Below are 25452 nucleotides of genomic sequence, written 5' to 3' on the forward strand. Positions count from 1 at the left end.
GACATAAGGCTCAATTCATGTGGGATGCCGCTTGCGATGGAGATGACATTGAATAAGAGCGAGGGCTATGCAAAAAGTTCAGAGTCTGTGCAATTTAAATGCATCAGTCAAAGTGCATGTCCTGCCAATCGCCATTGATCAGGGCCTGCTGCGGGGTAAAGTTCTGTTTGTAGGCCATCTTCTGGCTTTGCTTGATCCAGTAACCAAGATAGAGATACGGCAGTTCGAGCGAATGGCACCACGCGCTTAGCCAGATGACATTGAAGGTACCGTAGCTGCAGCCTTTCTCGCTGGCATCATAAAAGGTATACACCGCGGAGATGCCATCGTGAACGATATCCACCACGCTGACCATCTTGAGGATGCCGTCCTGCCTAAACTCGATGAGCCTGCTGTTGACATTGCTTTGCACCAGAAAATTACGGTACTGGTCTTTGGTTTCAGTTTCCGTGTCCGATTCGCCATCTTGCTGGCCGCTGTGACGGGCAATCTGATACGCCTGATAAAGCTGGAAATGTTCCTCGCTGAAATGCAGGTCTTGTATTGTCACTTGCAGCGATAAATGCTGCTTGAATGCGCGCTTCTGGCTACGGTTGGGCTTGAACTGATCGACCAGCAGCCGCACCGGGATGCAGGCCTGGCATTCGCCACACTGGGGGCGATAGGCAAACTTGCCGCTACGCCGGAAGCCCAGCTGGATGAGACCGCTATAAATATTGGCATTAATCAGATGGTGCGGTGCTGCAATCAGCGATTGTGCCGACCGGTTCTCCAGATACCCGCAAGGGTATGAAGTGGTCGTGTAGAACTGGATGCTTTGTAGCGGAATGTCATTAGGCAGCGTCATCAATGAGTCCAGTCAAGCGTGACAAAAATTCCGCACGGGGAATCTCGCGGGCGCCGAGCGAGGCCAGATGGGCGGTTTTCATCTGGCAGTCTATCATTCTTACTCCTTGCCGCTGCAAATCCCGTACCAGATGCACAAAGGCTATTTTCGAGGCATCGGTTCGGGCATGAAACATGGATTCGCCATAAAACATCCCGCCTAGCCGCACGCCATACAAGCCACCCACCAGTTCGCCCGCCATCCAGGTTTCCGCGCTCATGGCATGTCCCATCTGATGCAAGGCATGATAGCCGGCCACAATTTCTTCGGTAATCCATGTGCCGTCCTGGTGCGCGCGCGGGATTTCTGCACAACGGCGCATCACCTGCAGAAAGCAGGTGTTGTAGCGCACCTCGTAGTTAGGCTTGCGCAAGCGCTTTTCCAAGGAGCGCGATACCTTGAGCTCCTCAGGAAAAAGCACCATGCGTGGATTCGGGCTCCACCACAGCACGGGTTCGCCTTCGCTAAACCAGGGGAAAATCCCTTGCCGGTAAGCATTCAGCAGCCGTTCAGCAGACAGGTCACCACCAATCGCCAGCAGCCCGTTGGGCTCCGCCAGTGCGCGTTCGGGGGCGGGGAAGGGCGAGTCAATATCCAGCGCCGCCACGCGGCCACCGGGAAGCTGGTAATAAGCGTTACTCATGTTGATCGGTCTGGTAACTGTGCCAAATCGGCAGGGCAATCTTCACGCATAGGGGATTCAGACCGGCCTCAATGGTTCCATGGTGGAGTCATACACATAAAAATCCAGCGCCTTGTTGGTTTTTGCCAGATACATGCAATGGTCTGCGCGGCTCAGGATAAAGTCGAGATCGTGATCGGGAGAGGGGTTCAAAAACATGCCTGCGCTCGCGCTGATATGCACTTCGGTATTTTTGACCTGAAAAGGCTGCTTGATGTTCTGCAGAATGCGATCCAGCGTGTCGCGCGCTTCCGCGCCTGAGCGCAGGTTGCACAGCAGCAGGGCAAATTCATCGCCCCCCATGCGGGCGATGGTGTCGCCGGAGCGCAAACTTTCCTTGATGCGTTCTGACAGCTTGATCAGCAAGTCGTCGCCGGCCTCATGCCCCAGGGTGTCGTTGATGGGTTTGAAGCCATCCAGATCCATATAGCACACCGCGATGGTTTCTTCCGTACGTGAAACACGCGCCAGCGCTTGCCGCAGGCGGTCCGCAAACAGGGCGCGGTTGGGAAGTTGCGTCAGCGTATCGTGGTAGGCCATGTGCTGCAGGCTTTCCTGCTGGCGTTTCATCAAGGTAATGTCGGAAAACGTGCCCACGTAATGGCTGATCAGGCCATCCTGATTCGCGACGCTGGAGACATCAATCGAGATCAGGTAGGTCTCGCCGCGTTTGTTGATATTCTGCAATTCGCCACGCCACTGGCCATTTTTTTTCACGCAGTAAATCATTTCCAGCAGGGATTTGGGGTCGTGGATGGCAAATGACAGCTCCTGCGGGTTTTTGCCCTTGGCCTCTTCGGCACTGAAGCCGGTAATTTTTTTGAAAGACGGGTTGACCTGCACGATGCACAGGCGGGCATCGGCAATGAAAATGCCATCCCCCGCATGCTCAAACACACTGGCCGCCAGGCTCAGGTTTTCGCTGTTGGAACGCAGGGTATCCATCATCCGGCGCAAGTTGTTGCGCATGGTGATCATGTGGGCAATTAGCGTATTTGGTTGGCCTGTCAGACCGTCATCCTGCAGATTGCCACTGGCAATCTTGCGCACCAGGGCTACCGCCAGCGCAGGGTCACCGCCGATAGGCTTGATCACCAGGCGCGTGAGTTGCGATTGCACAATCAGGGCCAGCACGCCCAAGCCCACCAAACCGCTCAGTAGCACATACAGTGCCTTGATCAGACCCTGGACAGCGGCTTCTTTCTTGGGGTAGGCGTACACCACCTTGAAACGCCAGCTGGGGACATCCTGGCTGATCAGTCGCCAGGTGGCAGGCCGCTCTGCTAGCAGACGCTCGGCCGCAGCGGTTTTGATGTGCGATGAGAGAAAACGAATATGCTCGTGGCTGTCCAGCATGGCGGCAAAGCCGGTTTCAAGAAAGCGGGTGTTTTCCATGGTGGTGCGCAGGGCATCCATATCTGCCTGAAAACCGACATACCAGATGCCGATCAGTTTTCCTTCCGCATCAAACATGGGTTCATAGCCGGTGATATAGGGATTGCCAAGAATATCCACCACGCCATAAAACGGTTTCCCTTCGCGCAGGGCTTGAATGGCACGGCCCTTGGGGTCGAGCAGGGTGCCGATGGCCCGGCTGCCATCCAGCTGATGCACATTGGTGGAGATGCGGATGAAGTCATCTCCCGCCCTGACAAACAGCGTGGCCGTTCCGCCATTGATGCGGGTGACTTCGTCCACCACACTGAAATTGCCGGTTTGCGGATGATTGCCAAAAACCAGGTTGGGGATGCGTTTGCCATTCAGCACCGTACTACTGTTAATGGCAGGCAGGCCGAGATTAAGCGCGTTCTGGCGCAGCAGTCGCATGGAGGCGAGCACTTGGGAATGCACCAGGTTTTCGGTGGTTTGCAGCAGCTGTATGCTGGCCCGTGTTTGGGATTGGGCATCCTGCTCCACGGTGGCCAGTTTGCCCCGGTATTCGAAATATGCCTGCAGTATCGCCGCCAGAATGATTAGTATGGCGATCGGCAGCAGAAACCTCTGTACGGTACTGATTCTCTTCATGGAGTGAATTTCTATATTTTGATATTGATTCACGCACAGTGTTGTACAAATCATATCACTGCTGACATCCGCCATGGCAAGCCATCGCAAATAATATAGCGCTTGGCAGACAAGGCTGGGCAGCCTATACCCAGTGGTATAAATCGATGAGCGTTGTCAGATATGTTTTATGTATTATGATGTGGTCTAATGCCCCTTAGGTTCAGGGAGCTGAGGGGGAGTTTCAGCTTTGATTCAAGGTTTGTCAGGCTTAAAAAAATTGCATAAAACAAATATGACGTTTCGCATGGTGTTAAACCTCTGCTTATGCATCTGGCTATTCGTGCTGGCAATGCCGGCATCGGCAACTCCCGTAGAGCTGAAGGGGGAGTGGTACAAGGCGGCGGAAGTCTGGGATTACCAGTTGCAATACGATATGTCGGAAACCGGCCTGCCCAAGGTTCCGCATCCCCAAAAAACCGGCGGCGTCTTCCTGCACCAGTCGGATATCCATCTGGATGGCAATACCACCTATGTGGTTGATTTCAAGAATTCCAGTGTCATCGAGCGGTTTACCCATTATGTGTTTGATGACAACGGCGATCTGGTTCTCAAGCTGACTGGCGGTATTTCCTCGGCGACGGATAATCCTTTCATGCTGCGCCATGGGCGCGAAATCAAACTGCCCGCCGGGCATTACCGCATCATCAGCGAGCTTTATTCTTCCTTTTACCTGGCCCAGCCGCAGCCCTATATCGATACGCTGGATGATTATCGTCAGGCCATCAAGCCGGGCAATGCGATTGTGCTCATTTGCATTGGGGCCATGCTGATTCTGATGGTGTATTACTCGGTGCTGGGCTATGTGCGCGGCCAGCGCACCGACACCATGTATGCGCTGTTTATTGCCGGCAATCTGGTCTACAACAGCATGGCCATGCTGGTCGCCCCTGATCTGTTTGGGGTGCACTGGTTCTATCTGGTCAGTATTCCCATCCTGTTTTCCAATTTTGCCTATGTTCTGTTTGTCTCCAGCCTGCTCGGCATCAAGCGCCATATTTACCGCAAGCTGCATGCCCTGCGGCGCTGGTCATTGGGGCTGCTGGGGATATTCCTGCTGGTCGCCTTGCTGTTCCCCAACTGGTCCATGGAGATGGATCGCTACGGGGTCGGCGTCATCATGTCGTATGGCCTGCTGGCAGGTATCGTCTGCTCATACCGCGGCAACCGCACCGCGCGCATGTACCTGGTGGCGATTGTGGCTTTTTTCGCGATCGGCTCCTACGCCATTACCAACTCCGGGCTGGAAGGCGTTTACACCATTTACATCGAGCATATCGGCTTGCTCGCCGTGACGGTGGAAATGATCTTGCTGGCGTTGGTGCTGGCACGGCAGTTTGCCCAGTTGCACTACGAAAAAGAGTACGCCCTCAACCAGTCTGAGCATAACCTGCAGATTGCCTACACCGACGCCTTGACCGGCCTGCCCAACCGCTATGCGCTGGACAAGGAGCTGGAACATCTGCCGCAGAGCGGTCTTCTGGTGTTTGTGGATATGGATGGCCTCAAGTTTTACAACGACAACTTTGGGCATAAGCGTGGTGACGAATTACTGTGCGCCTTTGCTTCCGCCATGCGCAGTGAGCTGATGAAATACGGCGCCCTGCACCGCATAGGCGGTGATGAATTTGCCATTACCTTTCCCAGCGGCGATCTGACCTCTATCGAGACCAAGCTGCATGCAGCCATGCAGAGCGTGCATGCCCAGGGCTTTGATTTTTCCGGTATCAGTTACGGTATCGCCATGGTGAGCGAGAGTGCAGACAGGAATGTGCTCAAGCATCTGGCGGATACCCGCATGTATGAGCACAAGCGCCAGCGCAAGAAGCGCAGCCTGTCGTCCTGACCGCGGGTTGCGCGCGGCCGCCAGTGCTGCCAACAAACAAGACAAATAAAAAATGTTGTTTCATCAACCCAAGGGGGAAGTTCGCAATGTCCAAGAAGTGGAGTTTTATCTGGCCTATCCTGCTGTGCCTGGCCTTGCCGTTAGTCGCGGCGTGGTTCGCCTATCCTGATCACCTGCCGCCCGGCTTCGGTGTGTTTCCACCGCAATACGTCCAGCCGGATCCCGGCTTCAATCTGCTCGTGTTTCTGCTTGTACTGGCTGTTGAGTTGGCATTTCTGGCGTTTCTGCTGTTCCCACAATGGTTCGGGTTCAAGCCTGTGGCGCCGCCGCCGCCCGTGCCCAAAGCAGCATTGCCGGTCTGGTTCTGGATTGGCCTGGTCTTTACCGTCGTGTTCCTGGGCTTGATGTGGGGCAGGGTAATCCCATGGGCCTACTATGCGTTTTCCCCTCTCTGGTGGGGGTTTATCCTCGCACTGGATGGGCTGGTATACAGTCGCAATAACGGAGTATCGCTGCTGTCCTCCAAACCCAAAACCCTGGCGATCAGCGCTTTGGTATCGGTGTTCGGCTGGCTGTTCTTCGAGTATTACGATTATTTCGTGCTGGCCAACTGGTATTACCCCAACGGCACCATGCCCGAACTCAGCCATGCGATGATCGTTGCGCTGTTCCTGATTGCCTACACCACCGTGTGGCCCGCCATTTTTGAGTGGTATACCCTGCTCAAGACTTGCCCCAAGCTGGCAAACCGCTACAGCAATGGTCCCAAGCTGCCCTTGCCAGGCAACCTGATGATGCTGGCAGGCTATATCTCGATTTTCGCCATGGTATTTCTGCCTTACCCCTTGTTCTGGGTAGTGTGGATAGGCCCGCTGGTGATCTTGAGCGGCCAGCTGATACGCAAGCAGGTAAGCAGTCCATTCACTGCGCTGGCGCAAGGCAACTGGAACCCACTGCTGCTGGTGGCGCTAGCATCGCTGTTCAATGGCTTTTTCTGGGAAATCTGGAATTACGGTAGTGCGCATCCCATGCCGGAATTGCAGACCAATCCGAATTACTGGATTTATGAGATTCCCTACGTTAATGTCATCCATATTTTTGCCGAAATGCCTTTGCTGGGCTACTTTGGCTATCTGCCGTTCGGCGTACTGGTGTGGGTAGTGTTTATCTGGGCAGGGCAGTTGTTTGGCTTTGATACCGATATTGAATTGACACCCAATACCAAAAACTAGCACTATTGCTAAATGTGAAAAGGGCTCCCGCGGGAGCCTTTTTTTGTGCGCTAACGATGCTTATGCATTTTTTCTGAATTACTTGCTTGGCCAATTCAATAGGGCCACATTCACCATGTTTGTTAACTCCTCCTGTGTCGCGCCATTAATCGCCTGGACTGACATTCCTTGATGCAGGGTCGCTAAATATTTCGCCAAAGCAGCAGGGTCCAGCTCCGGAGATAGATCGCCTGCCTGTTGCGCTTGCTTGAATCGTTCACTGAGCAAGGTTTCATAATGCTGCCTGTATCGTATCAGCTGCTCTTTGATAATGTCTGCACCTTGTCCGCAAGACAATGCTCCCTGGACAATCATGCATCCCTTGGGGTGCTGGTCATTTGCCAGAAATCCCACGGTGTCGAATAAAAATCTCTCGGCGACCATGCGTGCCGTCGGTTCCTTTACAACTGCGCCAATAAATGCCGCGGGCCCTGATACATATTTGTCCAGCGCTTGCCTGAACAATTCTTCCTTGTTGCCAAATGCAGCATACAAACTGGGTTTATTGATGCCAAGTTCAGCAGTTAATTCTGCCATGGATGCGCCTTCGTATCCCCGTTTCCAGAAAACTTCCAACGCCTTTTTCAAGGCCTGGTCGTTATTAAAGAGTTTGGGACGACCACGTAATTTTTTTTCCTGTTCAGTCATTTTCTCAAGAGCAATGAAATTAATATATACCAATTGTTACAAAAAACTGTTGACATGGCAAATGTTGCTCATTAGTATTTATATACTAGTTGGTATTTAAATATGAAATTTAACTGGCTGAAGTGGAAACAATCGCTATATCAGCTAAACATCGTACATAAGAAATCTTCATTTATCACTTAAGCTAAACAGGAGCCCTATTCATGAACAAATTACTAAAAACAGTTTTACTCTTTTCTGCTGCCATCTCCATCATTCCATCGGGTACGGCTTTTGCAGACGATAAACTGGAAACAGCGACTACAAAGTTTGTGGATGCCAACGGCGTCAAGTTCTCATACCGAACACTGGGGCCCAAAGCAGGCACCCCCCTGATATTCCTTCAGCACTTTACTGGCAACATGGATGCCTGGGACCCAGCGGTCGTGAATGCCCTGGCAAAAAACCGGCCAGTGGTGGTATTCAATAACAGAGGGGTAGGCTCAACCAACGGCGTTGTGGCCGATAACATTACGCAAATGACGACGGATGCTTATGCGTTTATTCAGGCACTGGGCTATAAGCAGGTGGACTTGTTGGGTTTTTCACTGGGCGGATTTATTGCGCAAGAACTCGCCGCACAGCATCCAGAACTGGTGCGTAAGGTAATCCTTGCCGGGACTACCTATCAAGGCGGCGGGAATAATTTGATGAAGGTGTTGGGCGAGGCTTTTTCAAGAGAAAACGTGCAGGACCCTCGTGACTATCTGTTCTTCTCGCAAAGCGATGCAGGCAAACAGGCGGCGGCTGCATTTTTAGCGAGAGTTTATGCCAGACAAGCAGGGCGTGACCCAGAGAGCGGCAAGGAGATTGCAGATGCACATGGCAAAGCGTTAATTGTGTGGACTAGCACCCCCGACCCTGAATTCAAAACACTGAAAGCCATTCAGCAACAGGTCTTGGTGGTGACAGGCAGTAATGACACCATGCTGCCTACGGAGGGTTCCATTACCTTGTTTAAAGAGATTAAGAATGCTCAGCTGGTGCTATACCCTGATTCAAACCATGGTTCAATCTTTCAATACCACGATGCATTTGTAAACACTGCTGATTTCTTTCTGAGTCACTAAAATTAAACCGGCCACCTTCTTCGCAAGGTGGCCGGTTTTATCACTTTCGCAAAAGGCATCTTCTGGTTTTAATCTGCACGCGCCAGTGCATGCCAACCGCGCTCAGACTTGTTTTTTTGTTACCACTTGCGCGTAAGCATGAAGTGGAAAAATACCGCTTCATTACTGATGGCTGAGTCGCCAAAGTAAGACAGATCCGGATTGTTGTATTTGACGCGAATGCGGGCGTCGTATTCCACGCCTCCGGTGACTGTCCATTCTTCATTCCATTTGTAAGCAGCACCCACGGTGTAATGGTGCTCCAGAATGCCGGCGATGAAAGGTGTGCTGTTGTTACGAGGAATGGGATTGCGCCCATAGTTATAACCGGCATAAAGCGTGGTACGGTCATTCAGTGTATATGCAGCACCCGTGGCAATCACCCACTGATTTTTCCAGTCCAGCGTATTGGTTTGGGTCAAGTCGGGGGCCGCTGGGTTATCGGGATTGGTGGCACGCAGCGTACTGGTTGTCAGGGCATCTGACCATTCGATCCAGTTCAGCTTGACCGAGAGCAGCCAGTCATCATTGGGCCTAAAGGCCGCACCGACCGCAATTTCGCGCGGCAAAGCAAAGCCTTTGAAACTGGCATCGTGATAAGTGACGACGCCTAGCGCCTGGGTATTCACCCGGAATTCACCATCTGTCATCGGCAATTCGGTTTTTCCGGTGTAGGAGGCTGCCAGCACAACGCGTGGTGTGAGTTTGTATTGCACACCCAGCTTGAAGGTAGGACGGATGGCGCTAACGTCTTCGAGCTTGATGCCATTAGTACTATTGCCATAGAGGTTTTGCTCCAGGCTCGCATACACCAGACCAAAGCTGCCGCCCAGCGCCAGATCATCCGTCACCTGGCAGCCAATGCCGCCCGTAAACTTCGCGATGCCAAACAATGCAGAAAATTTGTCTTCATTGCCTGCGGGCGTGGTGATGTTCTTGAACACACCGCCGGCGCCACCCTGGGCAAACATACCCACGCCTGCGGTACAGGGCAGGCTGTCCAGCGACTGCGCATAGCCGCCGCCGCCCAGGCCCGTGTATCGATTGGAGGCGTGTTCATCATTGCCCAATTGGTCTTCATGCCGCAAATCGGTGGTGCGCAGCAGCGAGGCAAAGCCGTTGAACATGCGCCCTTGAATCTGGGCGAGGCCTGCCGGGTTGGTGTTGAGTGCGGAAGGATCGCGTGCCACGGCAACATCGGCTCCCCCCATCAAGGTGGATTCAGCGCCAAAGCCAATCAGGTTGAATCCATTGGTGGCATAGGCTGGCAGACTGCATGTCGCCAGAATGACCATGGCCGCTATGCGACCCCCTGCAAATTGAGATGCTCCCATTTGTCTTCCCGTTGTTCCCGGTTTTCCCGGTGTTCGTGTAATTGATAGTTTGGCCGAAAACAAGGGCCTATAGTTATACAGTCGCGACGATTTTTTGTTTCCAGAGTAAAATAGTCAACTATGGAAACACCACGCTTAATCAATAGTTATCGCCCGTACTGGGCAAAACGCTTCGGTACTGCCCCTGTACTCCCCATGACCCGCGCTGAAATGGACGCCCGCGGCTGGGATAGTTGCGACATTATTCTGGTGACGGGCGATGCCTACATTGATCACCCGAGTTTCGGTATGGCATTGGTAGGACGTCTGCTGGAAGCCCAAGGCTTCCGGGTGGGCATTATCGCCCAACCTGACTGGTTATCGGCCGATGCCTTCAAAACTTTAGGCAAGCCCAACCTGTATTTCGGCGTGACTGCGGGCAATATGGACTCCATGGTCAACCGCTACACGGCGGATCGCAAGATACGTTCAGATGACGCGTATACGCCCAATGCCGAGGCCGGCAAGCGTCCGGACCGCGCCGTGCTAGTCTATTCGCAGCGCTGCCGCGAGGCCTATGCCGATGTGCCGCTGGTGATTGGCAGTATTGAAGCCAGCCTGCGCCGTATTGCGCATTACGATTACTGGTCGGACAAAGTGCGACGCTCCATCCTGGTGGATTCCAAGGCCGATATCCTGCTTTACGGCAATGCCGAACGTGCGCTGGTTGAGCTGAGCCACCGCATTGCGCGGGGCGACAAGATTGCGGATATCACCGATATCCGCGGCACGGCTTTCCTGCGCAAGCGTATCCCCGAAGGCTGGGATGAAATTGCATCCACCAATCTGGATCGCCCCGGCAAGGTCGACGTGCATGTGGACCCGTATGAAATGAAAATGGGCGCGGGTTCCAGTTGCGAAACCGACGACAAAATTGATGCCAAGCCTGCCCTGCCGGAAGGCGTAAGTGCCATCCAGATCGTGCGCAAACCCAAGGCTGACCGCAGCAAGCAGGTGGTGCGTTTGCCCGCCTATGAAGAGGTGATCAAGGACCCGGTTTTGTATGCCCATGCTTCGCGCGTGCTGCATCTGGAAGCCAACCCCGGCAATGCCCGTGCGCTGGTGCAGCGCCATGGTGACCGTGAAGTCTGGCTCAATCCGCCGCCGATTCCGCTGACGACCAAAGAAATGGATTACGTTTACGACTTGCCCTACGCGCGCAAGCCGCACCCGGTGTATCAGGATGCCCGCATCCCGGCCTGGGAGATGATCCGTTTCTCCGTCAACATCATGCGTGGCTGCTTTGGCGGCTGTACCTTCTGTTCGATCACCGAGCATGAAGGCCGTATCATTCAAAGCCGCTCTGAGGAATCCATCCTCAACGAGATTGTGGAAATCCGCGACAAGGTCGAAGGCTTTACCGGCATTATTTCCGATCTGGGTGGCCCCACTGCCAATATGTACCGCATGGCCTGCAAGAGCGAAAAAATCGAGCAATCCTGCCGCAAGCTATCCTGCGTGTATCCCGGCATATGCGAAAACCTCAATACGGATCACTCGGCGCTGATTCAGCTTTACCGCAAGGCTCGCAATATCAAGGGTGTGAAGAAAATCCTCGTCGGCTCCGGCCTGCGCTACGATCTGGCAGTGACATCCCCGGAATACGTCAAGGAACTGGTGCAGCATCACGTGGGCGGCTACCTCAAGATTGCACCCGAGCACAGCGAAGAAAACGTGCTGTCCAAGATGATGAAGCCCGGCATGGGCGCCTATGACAAATTCAAGGAAATGTTTGAGCGCTTCTCCAAGGAAGCGGGCAAACAGCAATACCTGATCCCGTATTTCATTGCCGCCCATCCTGGTACCACGGATGAAGACATGCTGAACCTGGCCCTGTGGCTCAAGAAGTATGACTTCAAGCTGGATCAGGTGCAGACTTTCACCCCCACGCCGATGGCGATGGCCACCGCCATGTATCACTCCGGCAAAAATCCGCTGCGCAAGGTCACGGCGGACAGTGAAGCCGTGCCTATCCCCAAGGCCGGTGGCGTGCGGCGCCTGCACAAGGCGTTTATCCGCTACCACGACCCCAACAACTGGCCGATGCTGCGTGAAGCCTTGAAGAAAATGGGCCGGGGAGACCTGATAGGCAATGGCAAGAAGCACCTGGTGCCTGCGTTCCAGCCTATCGTGCCTGCGGTCAACAAGTCGCGCCGCCCCGAGATGAATGGCCGTGCCCTGGTTGCCAAGAAAACCCCGGTCAAGAAAACCCCGTTCAAGCAAACGCCGTTCAAACAAAAGCAGACCACGCGCTGATGCCCCCGGTGATTCAGGCCTGCGCCTGAATCACTGTGCGTGTCTTGCGCTGCCCTGCAAATGCCCAAAGCAATGCAGGCTGCTCCCCACGCCATATCAATGCGAGAATGGACACCTGTTTACCTCTGGTTCAGGTGTTTCATTATGTCGCTCACATCGTACTCCATTTCCCTCACTGCCAGATGGCTGCTCGGGCTAAGCCTGCTGGCTGGCGTTTCAGCCCAGGCGGCTGATCGCCCCTTGCTGTGGCAACTGCAGGCACCAGGCGGCAAGGTGAGCTATCTGTTTGGCACCGTGCATACCGATGATGCCCGAGTGAATGATTTTGCCCCTGCCGTGTTAACGGCGCTGGGCGAGGTGGATGTCTTCATGATGGAAACCCTGCCGCCCAAGGATCAAGGTGTTTATCTCAATCCCGACCAACAGTTGCAGGAGCTGTTGACTGCCAGCGAGCTGGAGCAGGTGAGAGCGCTGGCGGAAGTGCATGCCATAGGCAGTATGGCCATGCAGATGAAACCATGGCTGCTGGCGGTGGTGTTTGATCTGCCGCGGCCGCAGGGGCCCTATACCCAGGACATTCAGCTCTATGCCAAAGCCCGTGACCTGGGGCGTGATGTCAAAGGCCTGGAAACCTCGGAAGAGCACTTCGGCCTGCTGGATGGTCTGAGCCAGCAAGAGCAGCTGGGCATGTTGCGAGCGGTATTAAAGCGCAGTCAGCGGGACAAGGAGCGGGATTACGAGATGCTGGTGAAAGCCTATCTGAAAGGCGATCCTGCGAGGATTGCCGATATTGATACACGCATGACCGGCAATCTGCTACCTCCGGCGCTGTGGGCCAAGCTGCGGGTCAAATTGCTGGATGATAGAAATGATCTCATGGCGCCGCGCATTGATGCCGAAGCGCGTGAAAAGTCGGTGTTTGTCGCCGTTGGTGCGGCTCATCTGGCGGGCAAGCGTGGTTTGCTGGCCCAACTGCAACAGGCCGGTTACAAGCTGAAACGCCTCAAGTAGGGAATGCCCCTTAATTAGAAACCGTGGTTTCAGGCAGGCGCGTGGTTTCCTGCAGGGCAAGGTTGCGGATATACGCGGCAAAATCCGGGTCTTCGCCATGCAGCAGGCGGGGCAGGGTGTTACGGAAGTCATCGCGCCGGCACCACTCGCGCATGTAGTCATCCCACGAGCGCCAGCGCCGCAATTGCTTGCCGACCATCTTCTCTTCATATGCCAGCAGGTAGGCACGTTCAAACAGCGATACCAGGATTTCAAACAGCACCAGCTTGCGTTCGCGCTGCTCCTCGCTCAGCTCCTGGCTGGCACTCTGTGAGCGCAGCTTGAGGTCCGGGTTCGCCATCACCAGCTTGAGAAAATCGGTATAGGCGTCGGACAGCTCCTGGTACACCTCTTCCTCTTCGTTTTCGCGTTCCTTGCGCTGCTCCAGCACAAAGGAAAAGATCGCCAGCGGCAAGCCGAACACGGTAACAACGTAGCTTAGTAATTCCCAGGTTTCGAGTGACATGATGTTCTATCGATAGCGAAAGGTTGATCAGGCATCCATCAGCGCGGCATGGTGGCTCAGGAGACTGCCTTGAGGCCGACGATCGCGCCAATCAATAATACTAGAAACAACAGGCGCAGGGGGCTCAGCGGGTCGTTGAACACAACAATGCCTATGATGACAGTGCCCAGCACACCTATCCCCGTCCATACCGCATAGGCGGTTCCCAGCGGAATGTCGCGCGTGGCCTGCATCAGCAGCCAGAAGCTGATTCCGGCGCAGACGATAAAGCCTAGCGTCGGCCAGGGCTTGGTGAACGTATCAGAGAGCTTGAGGCAGGTAGTGAAGCCGATTTCAAACAGCCCCGCAAGTATGAGTAGTATCCAGGACATATGACCCCTTTGCCGGGTCGTCCCGAATAAAAAATGCAGCTCAGGGTCGTCCCCGAGTGGCGGATGGAAAACATGGATTATATAACGAGAGGCAAAGCGCCCGGCGATGGATCGCCAGGGTTAATCGTTTTCAGGAACGAATTTCTTGACTTCGGCTTCCAGCGTGTCGATGGCTTTGTCGAAGTCCATCGATTTGTCGAAGAAATAGTCTACGCCCAAGGTTTGGGCTTCCTGACGGTAATGCGGATGGGCATGATTGGTCAGGATCATGTACTTGGGACGCGGGTAAGGGAAATCTTCGCGCTGGGTCATGCGTATCACCTCAAACCCATTGCCTTCAGCCAGCTCAATATCGACCAGTAAAAAGTCGAATGGGCGGTCTCGCAGGATTTTAAAGGCTTCGGACTGGGTGGCGGCGACCCCATCAAACACCAGGCCATCACATGATGACAAGGTCTCCATAATGGTTTCTCGCAACAAGGCCGAGTCTTCAATGAGCAAGACTCTCATATAGGGCTGCTGTGTAGAAAGTTGTGCATTGGTTACAGACATTGTTAATCCATACTGCTGGAAGGATTGTTTTCCATGGTTAAACTCGTGGCATGATAATGAAATATCCATATCGCTCCTATCCGCGCTTGTCCTACAAACGCTGACAAAATATCGATGTGATCGTGATTCCAGTTCATGTAATCAGGCCGTTCTTGATGGCGTAATACGTCAAATCTGCATTGGTTTTCAAGCTCATCTTCTCCAGAATCCGCGTCCGGTACGTGCTGACGGTTTTCACGCTGATGCAGAGCTCGTCTGCAATTTCGGTGGCACTCAGGCCGCCTGCAAGTTTGAAAAAGACCTGGAACTCGCGATCTGACAAGGTCTCGTGTAACTGCTTTTCCGTCGGATGACTCAGCTCATTGGTCATCAGCTCAGCCAGTTCGGATGAAATATAGCGTTTGCCATTGGCAATCGCCCGAATCGCCGAGATGATTTCCTCAGGCTCTGCATCTTTTGATAAATAGCCCTTGCAACCGTTCCGCATGAGGTTGAGTGCATACTGTTCTTCTGCATAGCCACTCAGTATCAACACGGGCAGGTCAGCATTGACATGCTTCAGGTCGTGCAAGGTATCCACCCCATTTTTATCCGGCATGGAGATATCCATCACCACCACGTCGTAGGTATTGCTACGCACCAGCTTGATCGCTTCGATGCCGGAGGCAGCTTCACCTGTTACCTCCAGATCCGACTCCAGTTCGATCAGATTGCGCAGGCCTTGCCGCACAATGCTGTGATCGTCCACCAATAATATTTTTTTCATGATTTTTTATGTCTGCTCTTAAGGGTAAGTTAATACGATCAGGAGCGGGCCAGCCAATCCGATAACTCATCGGCGTGCTCTTCCTCGGTCGCCAGAATGCTTTCCAGCAAGCGGCGTGTTGTCGGGTCTTTGTCGCCAATATAATGGATGAGTTCGTGATAGGTGTCGATAGCGATACGCTCGGCCACCAGGTTCTCCTTGATCATCTCGCGTAAATCGAGGCAGGGTACGTAGTCTGCATGACTGCGGCCTGCCAGACCATCGGGCGAAAAATCAGGCTCGCCACCGAGCTGCACGATACGGGCGGCAATCTGGTCGGCATGTTGCAGTTCTTCTTGCGCATGGACATTGAATTCCTTGGCGATGCCTTCGGAATTCAGGCCCTTGGCGGTAAAGTAATGGCGCTTGTAACGCAAGCTGCACACCAGTTCGGTGGCGAGTGCCGCATTCAGGTGGCGGATGACCTCTTCGCGGTTGGCTTCATAACCGGCGGTCGCTGCGCCATCTTCCACGCTTTGGCGTGCATTCTTGCGTATGGTGGCCATATCCAGTTTGAATAACTGATCGGCGGTTTGCAGATTCGTCACTTCGTCCATGATCTCTTTCCTTGTCTGTTAGCTGGCAATGTGGGCTGGCGGTATAGGCTTCAGTCTTCGGAATGCTGGCTGCCCAGCAGATAGCCAAGGGCGGCACCCGTACCAAAGACCACAGACAGGCTCAACAGGGTACGCTTGCGCACGATCTGCCTGGAGCGTGTTTCGCCGGTTTTAATAGCTTGCTGGACTTCGCCGCGCAAGGTGCTGCTCCAGTCACTGAGCTTGGTAGATAGCTGATCTTTCAGCGTTTCCAGTTTTTCGCCAGGATCCTTGGATTCCAGCAAGTCTTTTACACTTTCCAGTAAAGCCAGAATTTCATCCTTGGATGCATTGGATTTATCCTGCAGCTTGTCTTTCAGTTTCGCCGTGGCAACTTTTGCTTCTTCGGCAATGTCGGTGACATTATCTTTGACATCTTCTGCAGTTGTTTCGAGTTTTTGTTGGATATCTTGTGTTTTGGATGTGCTGAACATAATCGTTACCTTCTTTTAAAAAATTAATTGAAATAATTGATTACTTTGAGAAAAATCCTGTTAATAATGAAATAACAAAGATCACAAGAAAGATGTAGAAGAGGATTTTTGCAATTTCGGCAGCCCCTGCAGCGATTCCACTGAACCCGAAGAGGGCTGCAATCAAGGCGATGACCAAAAACACGATAGAATAGTTGAGCATTGCGTTTTCCTTGCTTGGCTAAATAGTGCCTCCAGCTTAATGGCTTGGGCGTTTCCCCATGAGAGGGGATACTCTGAAACGCTTGTAAGAGAGCGCTGACAAATTCGAATATGACCTTAATGAAAAAAATCTGGACCCAGACGGAACGTGTGATTGAAAAGCTGGGTGGCCGCGTGGTGGCTACCCTGATCGCCGCCATGACACTGACCTTGCTGGCCGTGGTGATTGCCGATGGCTGGATCGTCTCGATCAGCCGGTTGGCGGAGGATATCTTTGTCATCCGCAACAATATTTCCACCTTGTCGGATTTGCGCTACCGCGCCACCGAAGCCGAAAGCGCCCAGCGCGGCTATCTGCTGACCAAAAAGGACAAGTACGCCACCACTTTTAACGAGGCAATGGCAGCTGCGCGGCTCGATATACGCAAGCTGCGTGGACTGGTGACCGAAGACAGCCGTCGCATGCCCGTCAATAATGAAAAAGACTGGCTGATGACGGTGAGCGGCACGCTGGAAGCAAAAGCAGCAGAGATGAAGTTGACCATGGCGCTGGCGAATGCCAATCGCACACAGGAAGCCAATAGCGTTGTGGACCTCGACCAGGGGGCTGAGGAGATGCTCAAGCTGAATGGCTATATCACCACGCTGCTGAACCAGCAGAATGATGCGCTTAACAAGCTGGTGGTCAAGCGTCGCAGCAGTGTGCTGTATACCCGTATCGCGATCGTCGGCACCTCGCTGGTTCTGCTGGTGTTGGTGATACTGGTGATCCGGCAGTTGCTGAGTGAAATGTCCATGCGCGACAAGTTGCGCCAGCGCCTGGAAGAGGAAGTCCATACCTATGAAAGCCAGCTGAATTCGCGTACCCAGTTGCTGCGGACCCTTGCCCTGGGCTATCAGTCGGACGTGGAACGCGAGCGCGAGAAACTCGCCCGTGAGTTGCACGATGAGCTGGGCTCAATTCTGACCGCGACCAAGATGGATATTTCCTGGGTGACGCGCAAAACTCGCGATACATTCCCGGATGTGGCAGACAAGCTTGCCAAAACCATGCGCTACATTGATCAGGGCATTCAGTTCAAGCGCCAGGTGGTGCAAGACCTGCACCCCTCCATGCTGGCAACATTTGGATTCTGGGCAGCGTTGCGCTCGCTGATTTCCGATATGGCCGAGCGCAACCAATGGGAGCTCAACCTGGTGTTGCCGGATGAGAGTGTCAAGTTTGGCGACACCATAGGCCTGATTGTCTACCGCGTGGTGCAGGAAACCCTGAACAACGCCAGCAAATACGCCAAGGCGACCAAAGTCTCCATTCACCTGATGGCGGAATTGTCCTTCGTCAAGCTGGAAATTGAAGATAATGGCGTCGGTGCGGATCTTAGCGTCAGTGGCGGCACCACCCATGGATTATCCGGCATGCGGCACCGCGTGATGGCGATTGGTGGCAATCTGGAAATCCAATCTTCCCCCGGTCATGGCATGCTGACCCGCGCCTTGATCCCTCTTGATATCAATCAGGCCTGATCGGCCTGTCCATTTGCGTCGAATCACCTACAGGCCCGCCAATCGGGCATTCCCAGCTGTAGTCTTCATCTGACATCAATTACAGAATAGCGCTGACTGTTTGTCAGGTCGCGCATCCCGTAGCATGCCTCCAATGCCAGTAGAGCTCCTGCTGGCAAATTTGTCTCCGGCTCGTTTCGATGCCGGACAAGAACAAGGAGAAATCATGAAAAAAATCCGCACATCCCATATCGCAACACTGGCGCTGATCGCTGGTGTAGGTTTTGGTAGTACCGCTGCATTTGCCTTTGGCACCGCAGACACCATAGACCAGACCCCTCTGGCCACCGAGTTTCGCAACCTGGATACCAACAGCAATGACCTGCTGACACCGGCAGAAGCCTCCAAGGACAAGCTGTTCACCAAAAAACACTTCAAGGCAGCCGATGTTGATGGCGATGGAACGCTGGATCAAAAGGAATACTCTGAATACAAGTCGAAAGACCAGCAGAAGAATGCCAAGCGCGTTATCAACGACAGCGTGATCACCAGCAAGATCAAAGCCAACATCCTGAAGGATGAAGGTTTCAAGGGTCTGGAAATTTCCGTGGAAACACACAATGGCGTCGTGCAATTAAGCGGTTTTGTTGAAAACAAAGCCCAGATTGACCGCGCCAAGGAAATTGCTGCCGGTACCGAAGGTGTTAAATCCGTACACAACAGTCTGATTGTAAAGGGCTAAATCATGAACCTCTCTAGCATGCTGGGCGATATGATGACGACATTACGCGTAAAAACCAGCCTGCTACGAGAGGCGGGTTTGCTCGGCCTCACCATAGGCGTGGCAACACGCCATGGTGTGGTGTACCTGAGCGGCAAGATTGCTTCCTATGGTGATATTGCCGAGGCGATGGCAATCGCACGTGGGGTGGCGGGCGTGCGCTCGGTACAAAACGGTTGCCAACTCCGTCATGCGTGACGCGCATTGCCATGCATCATGAATAGCATACGATTCGACATGAAACAGGTGAGAAAACACGAGCGGCTCATCAACATGGCCGCCCTCAGTGTCATCATTTTTGCCTTCAGTTCCAGCATCATCATGGTGGGATGGTTTATCAAACAACCTCACCTGAATGCCGAGACTCCGCCGCGTGAACCCAACCATGCTGTCGAGTTACCGTCTGAGCATGCCTCGCCTGATACCAAGTCGGAATTGCCACCTAACACCGGCGTTATTCTCATTTGATAGTCCTGTCATCTTTGCAATAGCATAGAAGATCCCGTCGCCATCCCCTTATGAATTCAAGTGTCTGCACTCTGCAGTACTTGCCATTTTTGCCTTATGCCACGTTCGGAATGACCTTCCAACGACTTTCATGTAATCCACCCTAAGTTTGTCCTAAGCTTCCCCACGTAAGATGTGCCATGTCGTGACCGAATAACACTAAACGTGGGAGTAAAAATTGAATTCATCATTCAAACAGGCAATATCCAAAGTGCCTGAAGTGACATTGGTATTTTGGGTAATCAAAATTATTGCGACGACATTGGGCGAGACGGGTGGAGACGCATTATCCATGTCCCTGGGCTTGGGGTACCTGGTCAGTTCGATTGTCTTCGGCGTGCTGTTTCTGATGATTGTTTTCGCCCAGGTGAAGGCGAGAAGATTTCGTCCCACGCTTTATTGGGGCACCATCATTGCAACTACCACCCTGGGCACTACGCTAGCCGATTTCGCTGATCGCTCACTGGGCATCGGTTATGCCGGAGGCTCAAGCGTGCTTTTTATCTTGCTGATCGTCTCGCTCTTATCATGGCATCGCGTTATGGGGAGTATCGCGATAGAAGATATCAAAACGCCAGGCGCAGAAATATTTTATTGGGTCACGATCATGTTTTCCCAAACCCTTGGCACTGCGCTTGGTGACTGGTCTGCGGATACGCTCGCACTTGGCTATCTGGGGGCTGCATTGGTGTTTGGTGGATTACTGATGGTGGTTATCCTGGCGCACTTTTGGACAAATCTCTCCAAAACAATTCTTTTCTGGACCGCATTCGTGCTGACCCGTCCTTTGGGCGCTGTGCTGGGAGACTATCTGGATAAACCAATTTCCCATGGCGGCTTGGAGTTAAGTCGATATAGCGCCAGCGCCGTCTTGCTCTCTCTTATCCTGATTTTAATTTGGATGTTTCCCTCGCGTGCTGCGAAAAAATCACACTAGACATAGAGCAAAAAACGATGATGATCACACGCACACACTTGATTACCGTGGCATGCCTTCTTTTTTTATCACCACAGGTACTGGCGGGACCCCCATTTGTGACGGATGACCCTGAACCGGTTGCAGAGCATGGGTGGGAGGTGAATTACGCGGTGAGTAAATCCTGGGAGCCTCATGCGGCATCGGTCGCCATGCCGGCGATTGATATCAACTATGGCTTTACTTCAGATATTCAACTGCATGCCCAACCGCGATACTCTTATGAGCGCGATGGCCATCAGCATGAATACGGGATTGATAACACGGAAGTAGGTGTTAAATATCGATTTTTCCATCAGACCGTGGATGGCAAAGAGTTTATGCTTGGGATATATCCGCTCCTGCAATTGCCTACCGGCAATCGCCACTTAGGTGATGCAAGAGGTCGTACGCAATGGTTTTTGCCTCTGTGGGGGCAGCTGAACACAGAGAACTGGACCCTTTATGGCGGGGGGGGCTATCGGATAAATCAATATGCCAATAGCAAAAACTCCTGGTTTACAGGCGCAACGGTTCTTTATAACGTCAGTCATTCTCTCAGGCTCGGGGGAGAGATGTTTAACGAGTCTGCCACTGAGCAAGAGGGCAAGCATGTAGCTGGGTTTAATCTGGGTGGTATTTATAACCTGAGCCCAGACTATGCCATTCTGTTTTCTGCAGGGAAGGCGTTAAATAATCTCTCTGAAAACTACAAGCTTTCTACCTATATAGCATTACAAGTTATTTATTAGCAGTCACAGGGGATATATGCGGGTGTTACTCATTGAGGATGACGTCATGATTGGCGAGTCCTTGCAGGCAGGGCTGCGTGATGCTGGGTATGCTGTGGACTGGGTAAGAGACGGGAACCATGCCATGCCTGCACTGGCGCATGAAAAGTATGATCTTCTCCTTCTCGATATTGGACTGCCCGGTATGGATGGAATTTCTATACTGACCACATTGCGAACAATGCGTAATCCTGTTCCAGTGATGGTTATAACAGCGCGCGATGCTCTGGAAGACAGGATTCAGGGGCTGGACATAGGAGCGGATGATTACCTTGTTAAGCCATTCGAGTTAGCGGAGCTCATGGCGAGAATGCGTGCTGTCATTCGCAGGCATGCAGGGGATGGCATGCCATTGCTCAGCAATGGCTGGCTCACGCTCAACCCGATAACACGAGAAGTGGCGATGGCATCCGGCATTTGTCATACATTAACCAAACGTGAATACACCTTGCTGGAAACCTTATTGATTCGCCCGGGAGCCATATTGTCGCGTAGCGAGCTGGAAACCCGGGTTTATGGATGGGGCGAAGAGGTGGAGAGCAACGCCATTGAGTTTTTGATTCATTCATTAAGGAAAAAGCTGGGCAATGCCACCATCAAAAATATCCGGGGTGTGGGATGGATGATTTCAAAAAACATATAAACAACTCCATTCAGTTTCGCTTGTCTTTCGGTCTCTTTATCATCATAGGGGTTGTGGCTGCGTTAGCGATGCTGGTTTCCTATCGAACAGCGCTGACAGAGTCTAAAGAGATTCAAGATGGCACGCTTAAACAAATCGCCCTGATGGTTGAGCATGATCAAATCCAGCCCTTGTCAGTATCGCACCCCAATAAAAAATCATTGATCATTATTCAAGAGTTGGGCGCAGGCGCCTCTCAAGTCAATGCGGACCATGCGTATCTAACGCTGCCTGCGCATTTGAAAGATGGGTTTCATACACTGGAGTTGCAGAGCCACCGCTATCGCGTGCTGGTTTACCGGCTACCGGACGCCCGTCAAATAGCGATAGCCCAGCCTACTGCCCTACGTGACGATGCCGTGAGGAGCGGCGTGCTGGCTACCGTTTCCCCTCTTGTTATCTTATTGATCCTCCTGCTCATATCGACTTACTTTCTTATCAGAAAAGCATTCGCTCCGGTGATTGCCGTCTCCAAAAGCGTGGCATTGAGAGAGGCGCATGATTTATCGCCTTTCCCTGTGGATACATTGCCCAACGAAATACGGCCTTTTGTGATGGCTATTAATCAACAACTCGAAAGAGGTGCCTCACTGCTGGCGGCCCAGAAGCGGTTCATCGCCGATGCTGCCCATGAACTTCGTACGCCTATGACAGCGCTATTACTTCAATCAGAGCGACTGGCACATACCGACATGAGTGAGCTGGCAAAGGAACGCTTGTCGACGCTTAGACAAGGCATATCGCGAAGTAAAAAACTCCTGGAGCAGTTGCTTTCATATGCCAGGGCACAAACACCTTTGACTACCCCCGCCATGGTGCCGCTGCAAAAAATCTTTGCCTATGTGCTGGAAAATGTCATGCCCATGGCAGAAGAAAAAAATATCAAGGTAGAGGTGCTGCTGAATGAAGATATTGCCGTCAGGGCGAACGAGGCTCAACTTATATGTCTGCTAACCAATATATTGGATAACGCAATTCGCTATATACCGACGAACGGCAGGGTATACCTGTCGGCGATGGTCATGGATTCACAAATCGTTTTGGAAGTTGAAGACGATGGTCCCGGCATAGCGGAAGAGGAAGTCCCTCGGGTGTTTGAGGCATTCTATCGTGGCAATGCACAGGATGCCCAAGGCTCTGGGCTGGGACTGGCCATTGTGAGTGCCATCTGCAATCAAATGGGAGCCGCCATTAGTTTGAAGCCTGCCGATCGTTTCAAGACTGGTTTGAAAGTTAAGGTTTCCATTGGCAGGGTCATTGAATATGACCATCAGCAACATACTCGTGAGACTATCCCATATGCGCGTCGGAACTGACTGACACGACAATCAGCATGCTGCCGACTGCTGCTTGCATAAGCCTTGATTATCATGCCCTTACTTTGTTAACCCTCTGCGAAGGCTCCCGCGGCAAGAGCGGCGTCCTTCCTCAAGTTTGAACAGAAAGAGAGCTAATCATGGATGACTTGTCCGCCGAATTCACGATGTCAGATTACATTGCTGATAGCTTCACCCTCTCGCCCCCAGCCCGCATGCCGGACAACATTGCCAAAGCCCGTGAGCTGGAGCCTCCTGTCGTATTGACGCAGGATGAGCAGATTCGCAACACGGTCTTGCAACGCTTGTCTGCCGATCCGTATTTCAAGGGTTTTGATATTGAGGTGGAATCCAAGCGCTGCATCGTCGTATTGAAAGGCCAGCTCGGCAGCTACGACCAGATCGCCTGCGCTTATCGCCATGCGGTGACCGTGCCGGGCGTCAAGGCCGTATACAACGGGCTGGTCTGCAATTACCACTAACAACCATTAGTAGAGTGTTGTAGGTGTTTTCCTACGCTAATTCAGGAACTCGGCGGACGGACAGCAAGGGAACCAACTCCTACAATGCCATTACTGGTTTATCACTTGCACGGGCCAACAATCGCAACTTAACAATGGTTACTAAAGCGAGAGCCCGGCAAGCCATATTCACCACATGATTTCAGGGAGACGCATCATGAACCAACATCAGAATTTTCATCAGGGCCAATACCACTGGCTAGTGAACCTTGCCGCATCCAGTCTGATTCTTTTTGCCGTCGTGGGCAGCGTGTCCTTGTTTGCTCCCGAGATCAAGCAATCGGCCATCACACCGCATAACCAGGCCAATACCATCAGACAGGATAACTTTGATCGCAGCTACCTGCATCAAGCGAGCCCGGACAAGGAGATTCTCAACCTCAAGCCCAAGGCTGAAAACAATGCGTTTACGCGCGTGAGAAAAGTCACTGCCTGACAGGTCTGATGTTGAATTGCAAAAAGCGCCCAAGGGGCGCTTTTTTTATGGGCTGGCATCAAACATGCATGGCGTTAACAAAACTGTTGTAGGTTGAAGCCGACACCAAAAAGTGCCACTTGCCGACGGCTGAGCTCGCGCGGCACTTGTAGACTGAATGCATATTCATCAGCAATGGAAGGGAGTTTGTATGAACACAGCGTTTATGAAACATCTTCTCATGGCGGTGGCGCTCACAGGCATGGCCGCCAGTTTGCCTGCCATGGCCAGACCCGACGATATCACGGAAAATCCCCAGATTGAGGCCTTCAAAAAGCTGGATGTGAACAAGGATGGCGTGCTCAGCGTAAAAGAAGCGGGCAAGGATTCCCTGTTCAATACCACGCACTTTGCCAAGGCCGACCTCAACAAAAGCGGCACGCTGGATCAGCAGGAATACATGGATTACAAATCTGCCGAGCAAAACAAAGAGGTGGAACGTATTGCGGATGACAGCGTGATTACTGCCAGTATCAAGGCGGCGATCCTGAAAGAAGAGGGATTCAAGGGATTGCAGATCAGTGTGGAAACCCATCGTGGCGTGGTGCTACTCAGCGGTTTTGTGGATGCGCAGGCACAAGTCAGCACGGCCGAGCGCCTGGCGAAGGAAACCACAGGTGTGATATCCGTGAAGAATAGCCTGATCGTAAAACGCTAGCTTTCAAATGCAATGCGTAAAAAAAGCCGGGGCATGCTCCGGCTTTTTTATTGCTTGTGTAGTTGTGCGCTACTTAAGGCTTCTCCGGCTGACGCGGGTAGATCAGCTTGTCGGTGGCAAAGCCCAGGCTTTTGGCCTTTGCCAGCAGGGGCTCCAGCGTTTTTTGCGGGAGTTGCGGCGTGCGCGACAGTATCCAGAGATAAGACGTATCCGGCCCGCTGACCAATACATACTGATAGTCAGGATCCAGCACCAGAATGTTATAAGCCCCGTAAAACGGCCCGAAAAAAGACACTTTCAACATGCCGGGGTAGCGCCCATCGGCATCCGCTGGTTTCAGGAAATAGGCTTTGCCTTCGGCTTCCTGCCATTTGGCCTTTTCCGGGTCATAGCCACGGTTGATCACCTTGATGCCGCCATCTTCACGCGGAGAGTAGTTGGCAGATACCTGCTCCAGGCCACGCTCAAAGCTGTGGTCGAGGCGGGCGATTTCATACCATTTTCCCAGATAGCGCTGGGCGTCTACCTTGGTAACAGGTTCGGCGCCAGGTGGCACGCCCATACACGCGGTCAGCAGGCTGAGAAGGGCAATTACAAACAGTCTATGAAGCATG

At 52.7% G+C, this 25452-nt stretch carries 29 protein-coding genes; 16 read left to right on the forward strand and 13 right to left on the reverse strand.

Going from position 1 to position 25452, the window contains the following annotated elements; genetic code table 11:
- Nucleotides 1-103 precede the first annotated feature (103 nt).
- Genes MPQ_RS05715 through MPQ_RS05725 form a run of 3 tightly spaced genes read right to left on the reverse strand, consistent with a single transcriptional unit; the run spans nucleotide 104 to nucleotide 3593 of the window.
- Nucleotides 104-847 carry an arginyltransferase gene (locus tag MPQ_RS05715; RefSeq protein WP_013441952.1) on the reverse strand — a complete coding sequence of 248 codons (744 nt, stop codon included), beginning with the start codon at nucleotides 845-847 and terminating at the stop codon, nucleotides 104-106.
- Complete coding sequence (gene aat / locus MPQ_RS05720; protein WP_013441953.1) at nucleotides 834-1529, reverse strand: leucyl/phenylalanyl-tRNA--protein transferase; 696 nt, start codon at nucleotides 1527-1529, stop codon at nucleotides 834-836. Before aat ends, MPQ_RS05715 begins: the two co-directional genes overlap by 14 nt.
- 57 nt (nucleotides 1530-1586) lie before the next feature.
- Nucleotides 1587-3593, reverse strand: coding sequence for a Cache 3/Cache 2 fusion domain-containing protein (locus MPQ_RS05725; protein ID WP_238525360.1), 2007 nt, complete (start codon nucleotides 3591-3593; stop codon nucleotides 1587-1589).
- 274 nt (nucleotides 3594-3867) lie between these two features.
- On the opposite strand from MPQ_RS05725, the gene MPQ_RS05730 reads away from it, so the two are divergent.
- Together MPQ_RS05730 and MPQ_RS05735 are read left to right on the forward strand one after the other, a co-directional pair.
- Complete coding sequence (locus MPQ_RS05730) at nucleotides 3868-5478, forward strand: diguanylate cyclase (protein ID WP_049821876.1); 1611 nt, start codon at nucleotides 3868-3870, stop codon at nucleotides 5476-5478.
- A gap of 86 nt (nucleotides 5479-5564) precedes the next feature.
- Nucleotides 5565-6710, forward strand: a complete 1146-nt coding sequence (locus MPQ_RS05735; RefSeq protein ID WP_013441956.1) for a hypothetical protein — start codon at nucleotides 5565-5567, stop codon at nucleotides 6708-6710.
- A 78-nt stretch (nucleotides 6711-6788) separates the two neighbouring features.
- Here MPQ_RS05735 and MPQ_RS05740 read toward each other — a convergent pair whose 3' ends face one another.
- Nucleotides 6789-7397, reverse strand: a complete 609-nt coding sequence (locus tag MPQ_RS05740; protein ID WP_013441957.1) for a TetR/AcrR family transcriptional regulator — start codon at nucleotides 7395-7397, stop codon at nucleotides 6789-6791.
- Nucleotides 7398-7600: 203 nt separating this feature from the next.
- On the opposite strand from MPQ_RS05740, the gene MPQ_RS05745 reads away from it, so the two are divergent.
- A complete protein-coding gene (locus MPQ_RS05745; RefSeq protein ID WP_013441958.1) occupies nucleotides 7601-8506 on the forward strand; it encodes an alpha/beta fold hydrolase in 906 nt (301 codons plus the stop codon).
- 119 nt (nucleotides 8507-8625) lie between these two features.
- On the opposite strand, the gene MPQ_RS05750 is transcribed toward MPQ_RS05745, so the two are convergent.
- Nucleotides 8626-9879: an OmpP1/FadL family transporter gene (locus MPQ_RS05750; RefSeq protein WP_041362096.1), complete on the reverse strand. Its 1254-nt coding sequence runs from the start codon at nucleotides 9877-9879 to the stop codon at nucleotides 8626-8628.
- 120 nt (nucleotides 9880-9999) lie between these two features.
- On the opposite strand from MPQ_RS05750, the gene MPQ_RS05755 reads away from it, so the two are divergent.
- Together MPQ_RS05755 and MPQ_RS05760 are read left to right on the forward strand one after the other, a co-directional pair.
- Nucleotides 10000-12174, forward strand: coding sequence for a YgiQ family radical SAM protein (locus MPQ_RS05755; RefSeq protein ID WP_013441960.1), 2175 nt, complete (start codon nucleotides 10000-10002; stop codon nucleotides 12172-12174).
- Nucleotides 12175-12318: 144 nt separating this feature from the next.
- The gene (locus MPQ_RS05760; RefSeq protein ID WP_013441961.1) at nucleotides 12319-13185 is read left to right on the forward strand and encodes a TraB/GumN family protein; all 867 of its coding nucleotides are present in this window, start codon (nucleotides 12319-12321) and stop codon (nucleotides 13183-13185) included.
- 10 nt (nucleotides 13186-13195) lie between these two features.
- Here MPQ_RS05760 and MPQ_RS05765 read toward each other — a convergent pair whose 3' ends face one another.
- From MPQ_RS05765 to MPQ_RS13685, 7 genes are all read right to left on the reverse strand, one after another.
- Entirely contained in the window at nucleotides 13196-13690 is a 495-nt protein-coding gene (locus MPQ_RS05765; RefSeq protein WP_193373543.1) for a hypothetical protein, read from the reverse strand.
- Between the two features lie 56 nt (nucleotides 13691-13746).
- On the reverse strand, nucleotides 13747-14061 hold the full coding sequence (locus tag MPQ_RS05770; RefSeq protein WP_013441963.1) for a multidrug efflux SMR transporter: 315 nt from the start codon (nucleotides 14059-14061) through the stop codon (nucleotides 13747-13749).
- Nucleotides 14062-14181: 120 nt separating this feature from the next.
- A complete protein-coding gene (locus MPQ_RS05775) occupies nucleotides 14182-14571 on the reverse strand; it encodes a response regulator (RefSeq protein WP_013441964.1) in 390 nt (129 codons plus the stop codon).
- Between the two features lie 175 nt (nucleotides 14572-14746).
- Nucleotides 14747-15379, reverse strand: a complete 633-nt coding sequence (locus tag MPQ_RS05780) for a response regulator transcription factor (RefSeq protein WP_013441966.1) — start codon at nucleotides 15377-15379, stop codon at nucleotides 14747-14749.
- 38 nt (nucleotides 15380-15417) lie between these two features.
- A complete protein-coding gene (locus MPQ_RS05785; protein WP_013441967.1) occupies nucleotides 15418-15975 on the reverse strand; it encodes a bacterioferritin in 558 nt (185 codons plus the stop codon).
- Nucleotides 15976-16025: 50 nt separating this feature from the next.
- On the reverse strand, nucleotides 16026-16448 hold the full coding sequence (locus MPQ_RS05790) for a hypothetical protein (RefSeq protein ID WP_013441968.1): 423 nt from the start codon (nucleotides 16446-16448) through the stop codon (nucleotides 16026-16028).
- Nucleotides 16449-16488: 40 nt separating this feature from the next.
- A complete protein-coding gene (locus MPQ_RS13685) occupies nucleotides 16489-16650 on the reverse strand; it encodes a DUF1328 domain-containing protein (RefSeq protein ID WP_013441969.1) in 162 nt (53 codons plus the stop codon).
- Nucleotides 16651-16769: 119 nt separating this feature from the next.
- Between MPQ_RS13685 and MPQ_RS05800 the strand changes: the two genes are divergently transcribed.
- From MPQ_RS05800 to MPQ_RS05850, 11 genes are all read left to right on the forward strand, one after another.
- Complete coding sequence (locus MPQ_RS05800) at nucleotides 16770-18173, forward strand: CHASE3 domain-containing protein (protein ID WP_238525361.1); 1404 nt, start codon at nucleotides 16770-16772, stop codon at nucleotides 18171-18173.
- Between the two features lie 205 nt (nucleotides 18174-18378).
- The gene (locus MPQ_RS05805) at nucleotides 18379-18894 is read left to right on the forward strand and encodes a BON domain-containing protein (RefSeq protein ID WP_013441971.1); all 516 of its coding nucleotides are present in this window, start codon (nucleotides 18379-18381) and stop codon (nucleotides 18892-18894) included.
- 3 nt (nucleotides 18895-18897) lie between these two features.
- Nucleotides 18898-19131 (forward strand): BON domain-containing protein, encoded by a 234-nt coding sequence (locus MPQ_RS05810; protein ID WP_015829884.1) that lies wholly within the window; start codon nucleotides 18898-18900, stop codon nucleotides 19129-19131.
- Between the two features lie 18 nt (nucleotides 19132-19149).
- Nucleotides 19150-19401 (forward strand): hypothetical protein, encoded by a 252-nt coding sequence (locus tag MPQ_RS05815; protein WP_148225262.1) that lies wholly within the window; start codon nucleotides 19150-19152, stop codon nucleotides 19399-19401.
- Between the two features lie 217 nt (nucleotides 19402-19618).
- Nucleotides 19619-20377 carry a membrane protein gene (locus tag MPQ_RS05820; protein ID WP_041362099.1) on the forward strand — a complete coding sequence of 253 codons (759 nt, stop codon included), beginning with the start codon at nucleotides 19619-19621 and terminating at the stop codon, nucleotides 20375-20377.
- A gap of 17 nt (nucleotides 20378-20394) precedes the next feature.
- On the forward strand, nucleotides 20395-21147 hold the full coding sequence (locus MPQ_RS05825) for a transporter (RefSeq protein WP_238525362.1): 753 nt from the start codon (nucleotides 20395-20397) through the stop codon (nucleotides 21145-21147).
- Nucleotides 21148-21163: 16 nt separating this feature from the next.
- Nucleotides 21164-21829 carry a response regulator transcription factor gene (locus MPQ_RS05830; protein ID WP_041362101.1) on the forward strand — a complete coding sequence of 222 codons (666 nt, stop codon included), beginning with the start codon at nucleotides 21164-21166 and terminating at the stop codon, nucleotides 21827-21829.
- Nucleotides 21805-23184, forward strand: a complete 1380-nt coding sequence (locus tag MPQ_RS05835; RefSeq protein WP_049821878.1) for a HAMP domain-containing sensor histidine kinase — start codon at nucleotides 21805-21807, stop codon at nucleotides 23182-23184. The genes MPQ_RS05830 and MPQ_RS05835 overlap by 25 nt, the downstream gene beginning before the upstream one ends.
- Nucleotides 23185-23324: 140 nt before the next feature.
- Complete coding sequence (locus MPQ_RS05840; RefSeq protein WP_013441980.1) at nucleotides 23325-23666, forward strand: BON domain-containing protein; 342 nt, start codon at nucleotides 23325-23327, stop codon at nucleotides 23664-23666.
- A gap of 196 nt (nucleotides 23667-23862) precedes the next feature.
- On the forward strand, nucleotides 23863-24141 hold the full coding sequence (locus MPQ_RS05845; RefSeq protein ID WP_013441981.1) for a hypothetical protein: 279 nt from the start codon (nucleotides 23863-23865) through the stop codon (nucleotides 24139-24141).
- Between the two features lie 205 nt (nucleotides 24142-24346).
- Complete coding sequence (locus tag MPQ_RS05850; protein ID WP_238525363.1) at nucleotides 24347-24838, forward strand: BON domain-containing protein; 492 nt, start codon at nucleotides 24347-24349, stop codon at nucleotides 24836-24838.
- A gap of 73 nt (nucleotides 24839-24911) precedes the next feature.
- Here MPQ_RS05850 and MPQ_RS05855 read toward each other — a convergent pair whose 3' ends face one another.
- The gene (locus tag MPQ_RS05855) at nucleotides 24912-25451 is read right to left on the reverse strand and encodes a lipocalin family protein (RefSeq protein WP_013441983.1); all 540 of its coding nucleotides are present in this window, start codon (nucleotides 25449-25451) and stop codon (nucleotides 24912-24914) included.
- Between the last annotated feature and the right edge of the window lies 1 nt (nucleotide 25452).

Origin of the sequence: Methylovorus sp. MP688 (assembly GCF_000183115.1) — a bacterium.
GTDB lineage: Bacteria > Pseudomonadota > Gammaproteobacteria > Burkholderiales > Methylophilaceae > Methylovorus > Methylovorus glucosotrophus.

Bases quoted from the DNA above. Each gene is read 5' to 3' on its own strand.
- MPQ_RS05825 (WP_238525362.1), top strand. From the start codon at position 20,395: ATGATGATCACACGCACACACTTGATTACCGTGGCATGCCTTCTTTTT.
- MPQ_RS13685 (WP_013441969.1), bottom strand. From the start codon at position 16,650: ATGCTCAACTATTCTATCGTGTTTTTGGTCATCGCCTTGATTGCAGCC.
- MPQ_RS05840 (WP_013441980.1), top strand. From the start codon at position 23,325: ATGGATGACTTGTCCGCCGAATTCACGATGTCAGATTACATTGCTGAT.
- aat (WP_013441953.1), bottom strand. From the start codon at position 1,529: ATGAGTAACGCTTATTACCAGCTTCCCGGTGGCCGCGTGGCGGCGCTG.
- MPQ_RS05810 (WP_015829884.1), top strand. From the start codon at position 18,898: ATGAACCTCTCTAGCATGCTGGGCGATATGATGACGACATTACGCGTA.
- MPQ_RS05770 (WP_013441963.1), bottom strand. From the start codon at position 14,061: ATGTCCTGGATACTACTCATACTTGCGGGGCTGTTTGAAATCGGCTTC.
- MPQ_RS05730 (WP_049821876.1), top strand. From the start codon at position 3,868: ATGACGTTTCGCATGGTGTTAAACCTCTGCTTATGCATCTGGCTATTC.
- MPQ_RS05715 (WP_013441952.1), bottom strand. From the start codon at position 847: ATGACGCTGCCTAATGACATTCCGCTACAAAGCATCCAGTTCTACACG.
- MPQ_RS05755 (WP_013441960.1), top strand. From the start codon at position 10,000: ATGGAAACACCACGCTTAATCAATAGTTATCGCCCGTACTGGGCAAAA.
- MPQ_RS05855 (WP_013441983.1), bottom strand. From the start codon at position 25,451: ATGCTTCATAGACTGTTTGTAATTGCCCTTCTCAGCCTGCTGACCGCG.
- MPQ_RS05750 (WP_041362096.1), bottom strand. From the start codon at position 9,879: ATGGGAGCATCTCAATTTGCAGGGGGTCGCATAGCGGCCATGGTCATT.
- MPQ_RS05830 (WP_041362101.1), top strand. From the start codon at position 21,164: ATGCGGGTGTTACTCATTGAGGATGACGTCATGATTGGCGAGTCCTTG.
- MPQ_RS05735 (WP_013441956.1), top strand. From the start codon at position 5,565: ATGTCCAAGAAGTGGAGTTTTATCTGGCCTATCCTGCTGTGCCTGGCC.
- MPQ_RS05850 (WP_238525363.1), top strand. From the start codon at position 24,347: ATGAAACATCTTCTCATGGCGGTGGCGCTCACAGGCATGGCCGCCAGT.
- MPQ_RS05835 (WP_049821878.1), top strand. From the start codon at position 21,805: ATGGATGATTTCAAAAAACATATAAACAACTCCATTCAGTTTCGCTTG.
- MPQ_RS05740 (WP_013441957.1), bottom strand. From the start codon at position 7,397: ATGACTGAACAGGAAAAAAAATTACGTGGTCGTCCCAAACTCTTTAAT.
- MPQ_RS05780 (WP_013441966.1), bottom strand. From the start codon at position 15,379: ATGAAAAAAATATTATTGGTGGACGATCACAGCATTGTGCGGCAAGGC.
- MPQ_RS05815 (WP_148225262.1), top strand. From the start codon at position 19,150: ATGAATAGCATACGATTCGACATGAAACAGGTGAGAAAACACGAGCGG.
- MPQ_RS05760 (WP_013441961.1), top strand. From the start codon at position 12,319: ATGTCGCTCACATCGTACTCCATTTCCCTCACTGCCAGATGGCTGCTC.
- MPQ_RS05725 (WP_238525360.1), bottom strand. From the start codon at position 3,593: ATGAAGAGAATCAGTACCGTACAGAGGTTTCTGCTGCCGATCGCCATA.
- MPQ_RS05775 (WP_013441964.1), bottom strand. From the start codon at position 14,571: ATGAGAGTCTTGCTCATTGAAGACTCGGCCTTGTTGCGAGAAACCATT.
- MPQ_RS05805 (WP_013441971.1), top strand. From the start codon at position 18,379: ATGAAAAAAATCCGCACATCCCATATCGCAACACTGGCGCTGATCGCT.
- MPQ_RS05765 (WP_193373543.1), bottom strand. From the start codon at position 13,690: ATGTCACTCGAAACCTGGGAATTACTAAGCTACGTTGTTACCGTGTTC.
- MPQ_RS05790 (WP_013441968.1), bottom strand. From the start codon at position 16,448: ATGTTCAGCACATCCAAAACACAAGATATCCAACAAAAACTCGAAACA.
- MPQ_RS05845 (WP_013441981.1), top strand. From the start codon at position 23,863: ATGAACCAACATCAGAATTTTCATCAGGGCCAATACCACTGGCTAGTG.
- MPQ_RS05745 (WP_013441958.1), top strand. From the start codon at position 7,601: ATGAACAAATTACTAAAAACAGTTTTACTCTTTTCTGCTGCCATCTCC.
- MPQ_RS05800 (WP_238525361.1), top strand. From the start codon at position 16,770: ATGAAAAAAATCTGGACCCAGACGGAACGTGTGATTGAAAAGCTGGGT.
- MPQ_RS05785 (WP_013441967.1), bottom strand. From the start codon at position 15,975: ATGGACGAAGTGACGAATCTGCAAACCGCCGATCAGTTATTCAAACTG.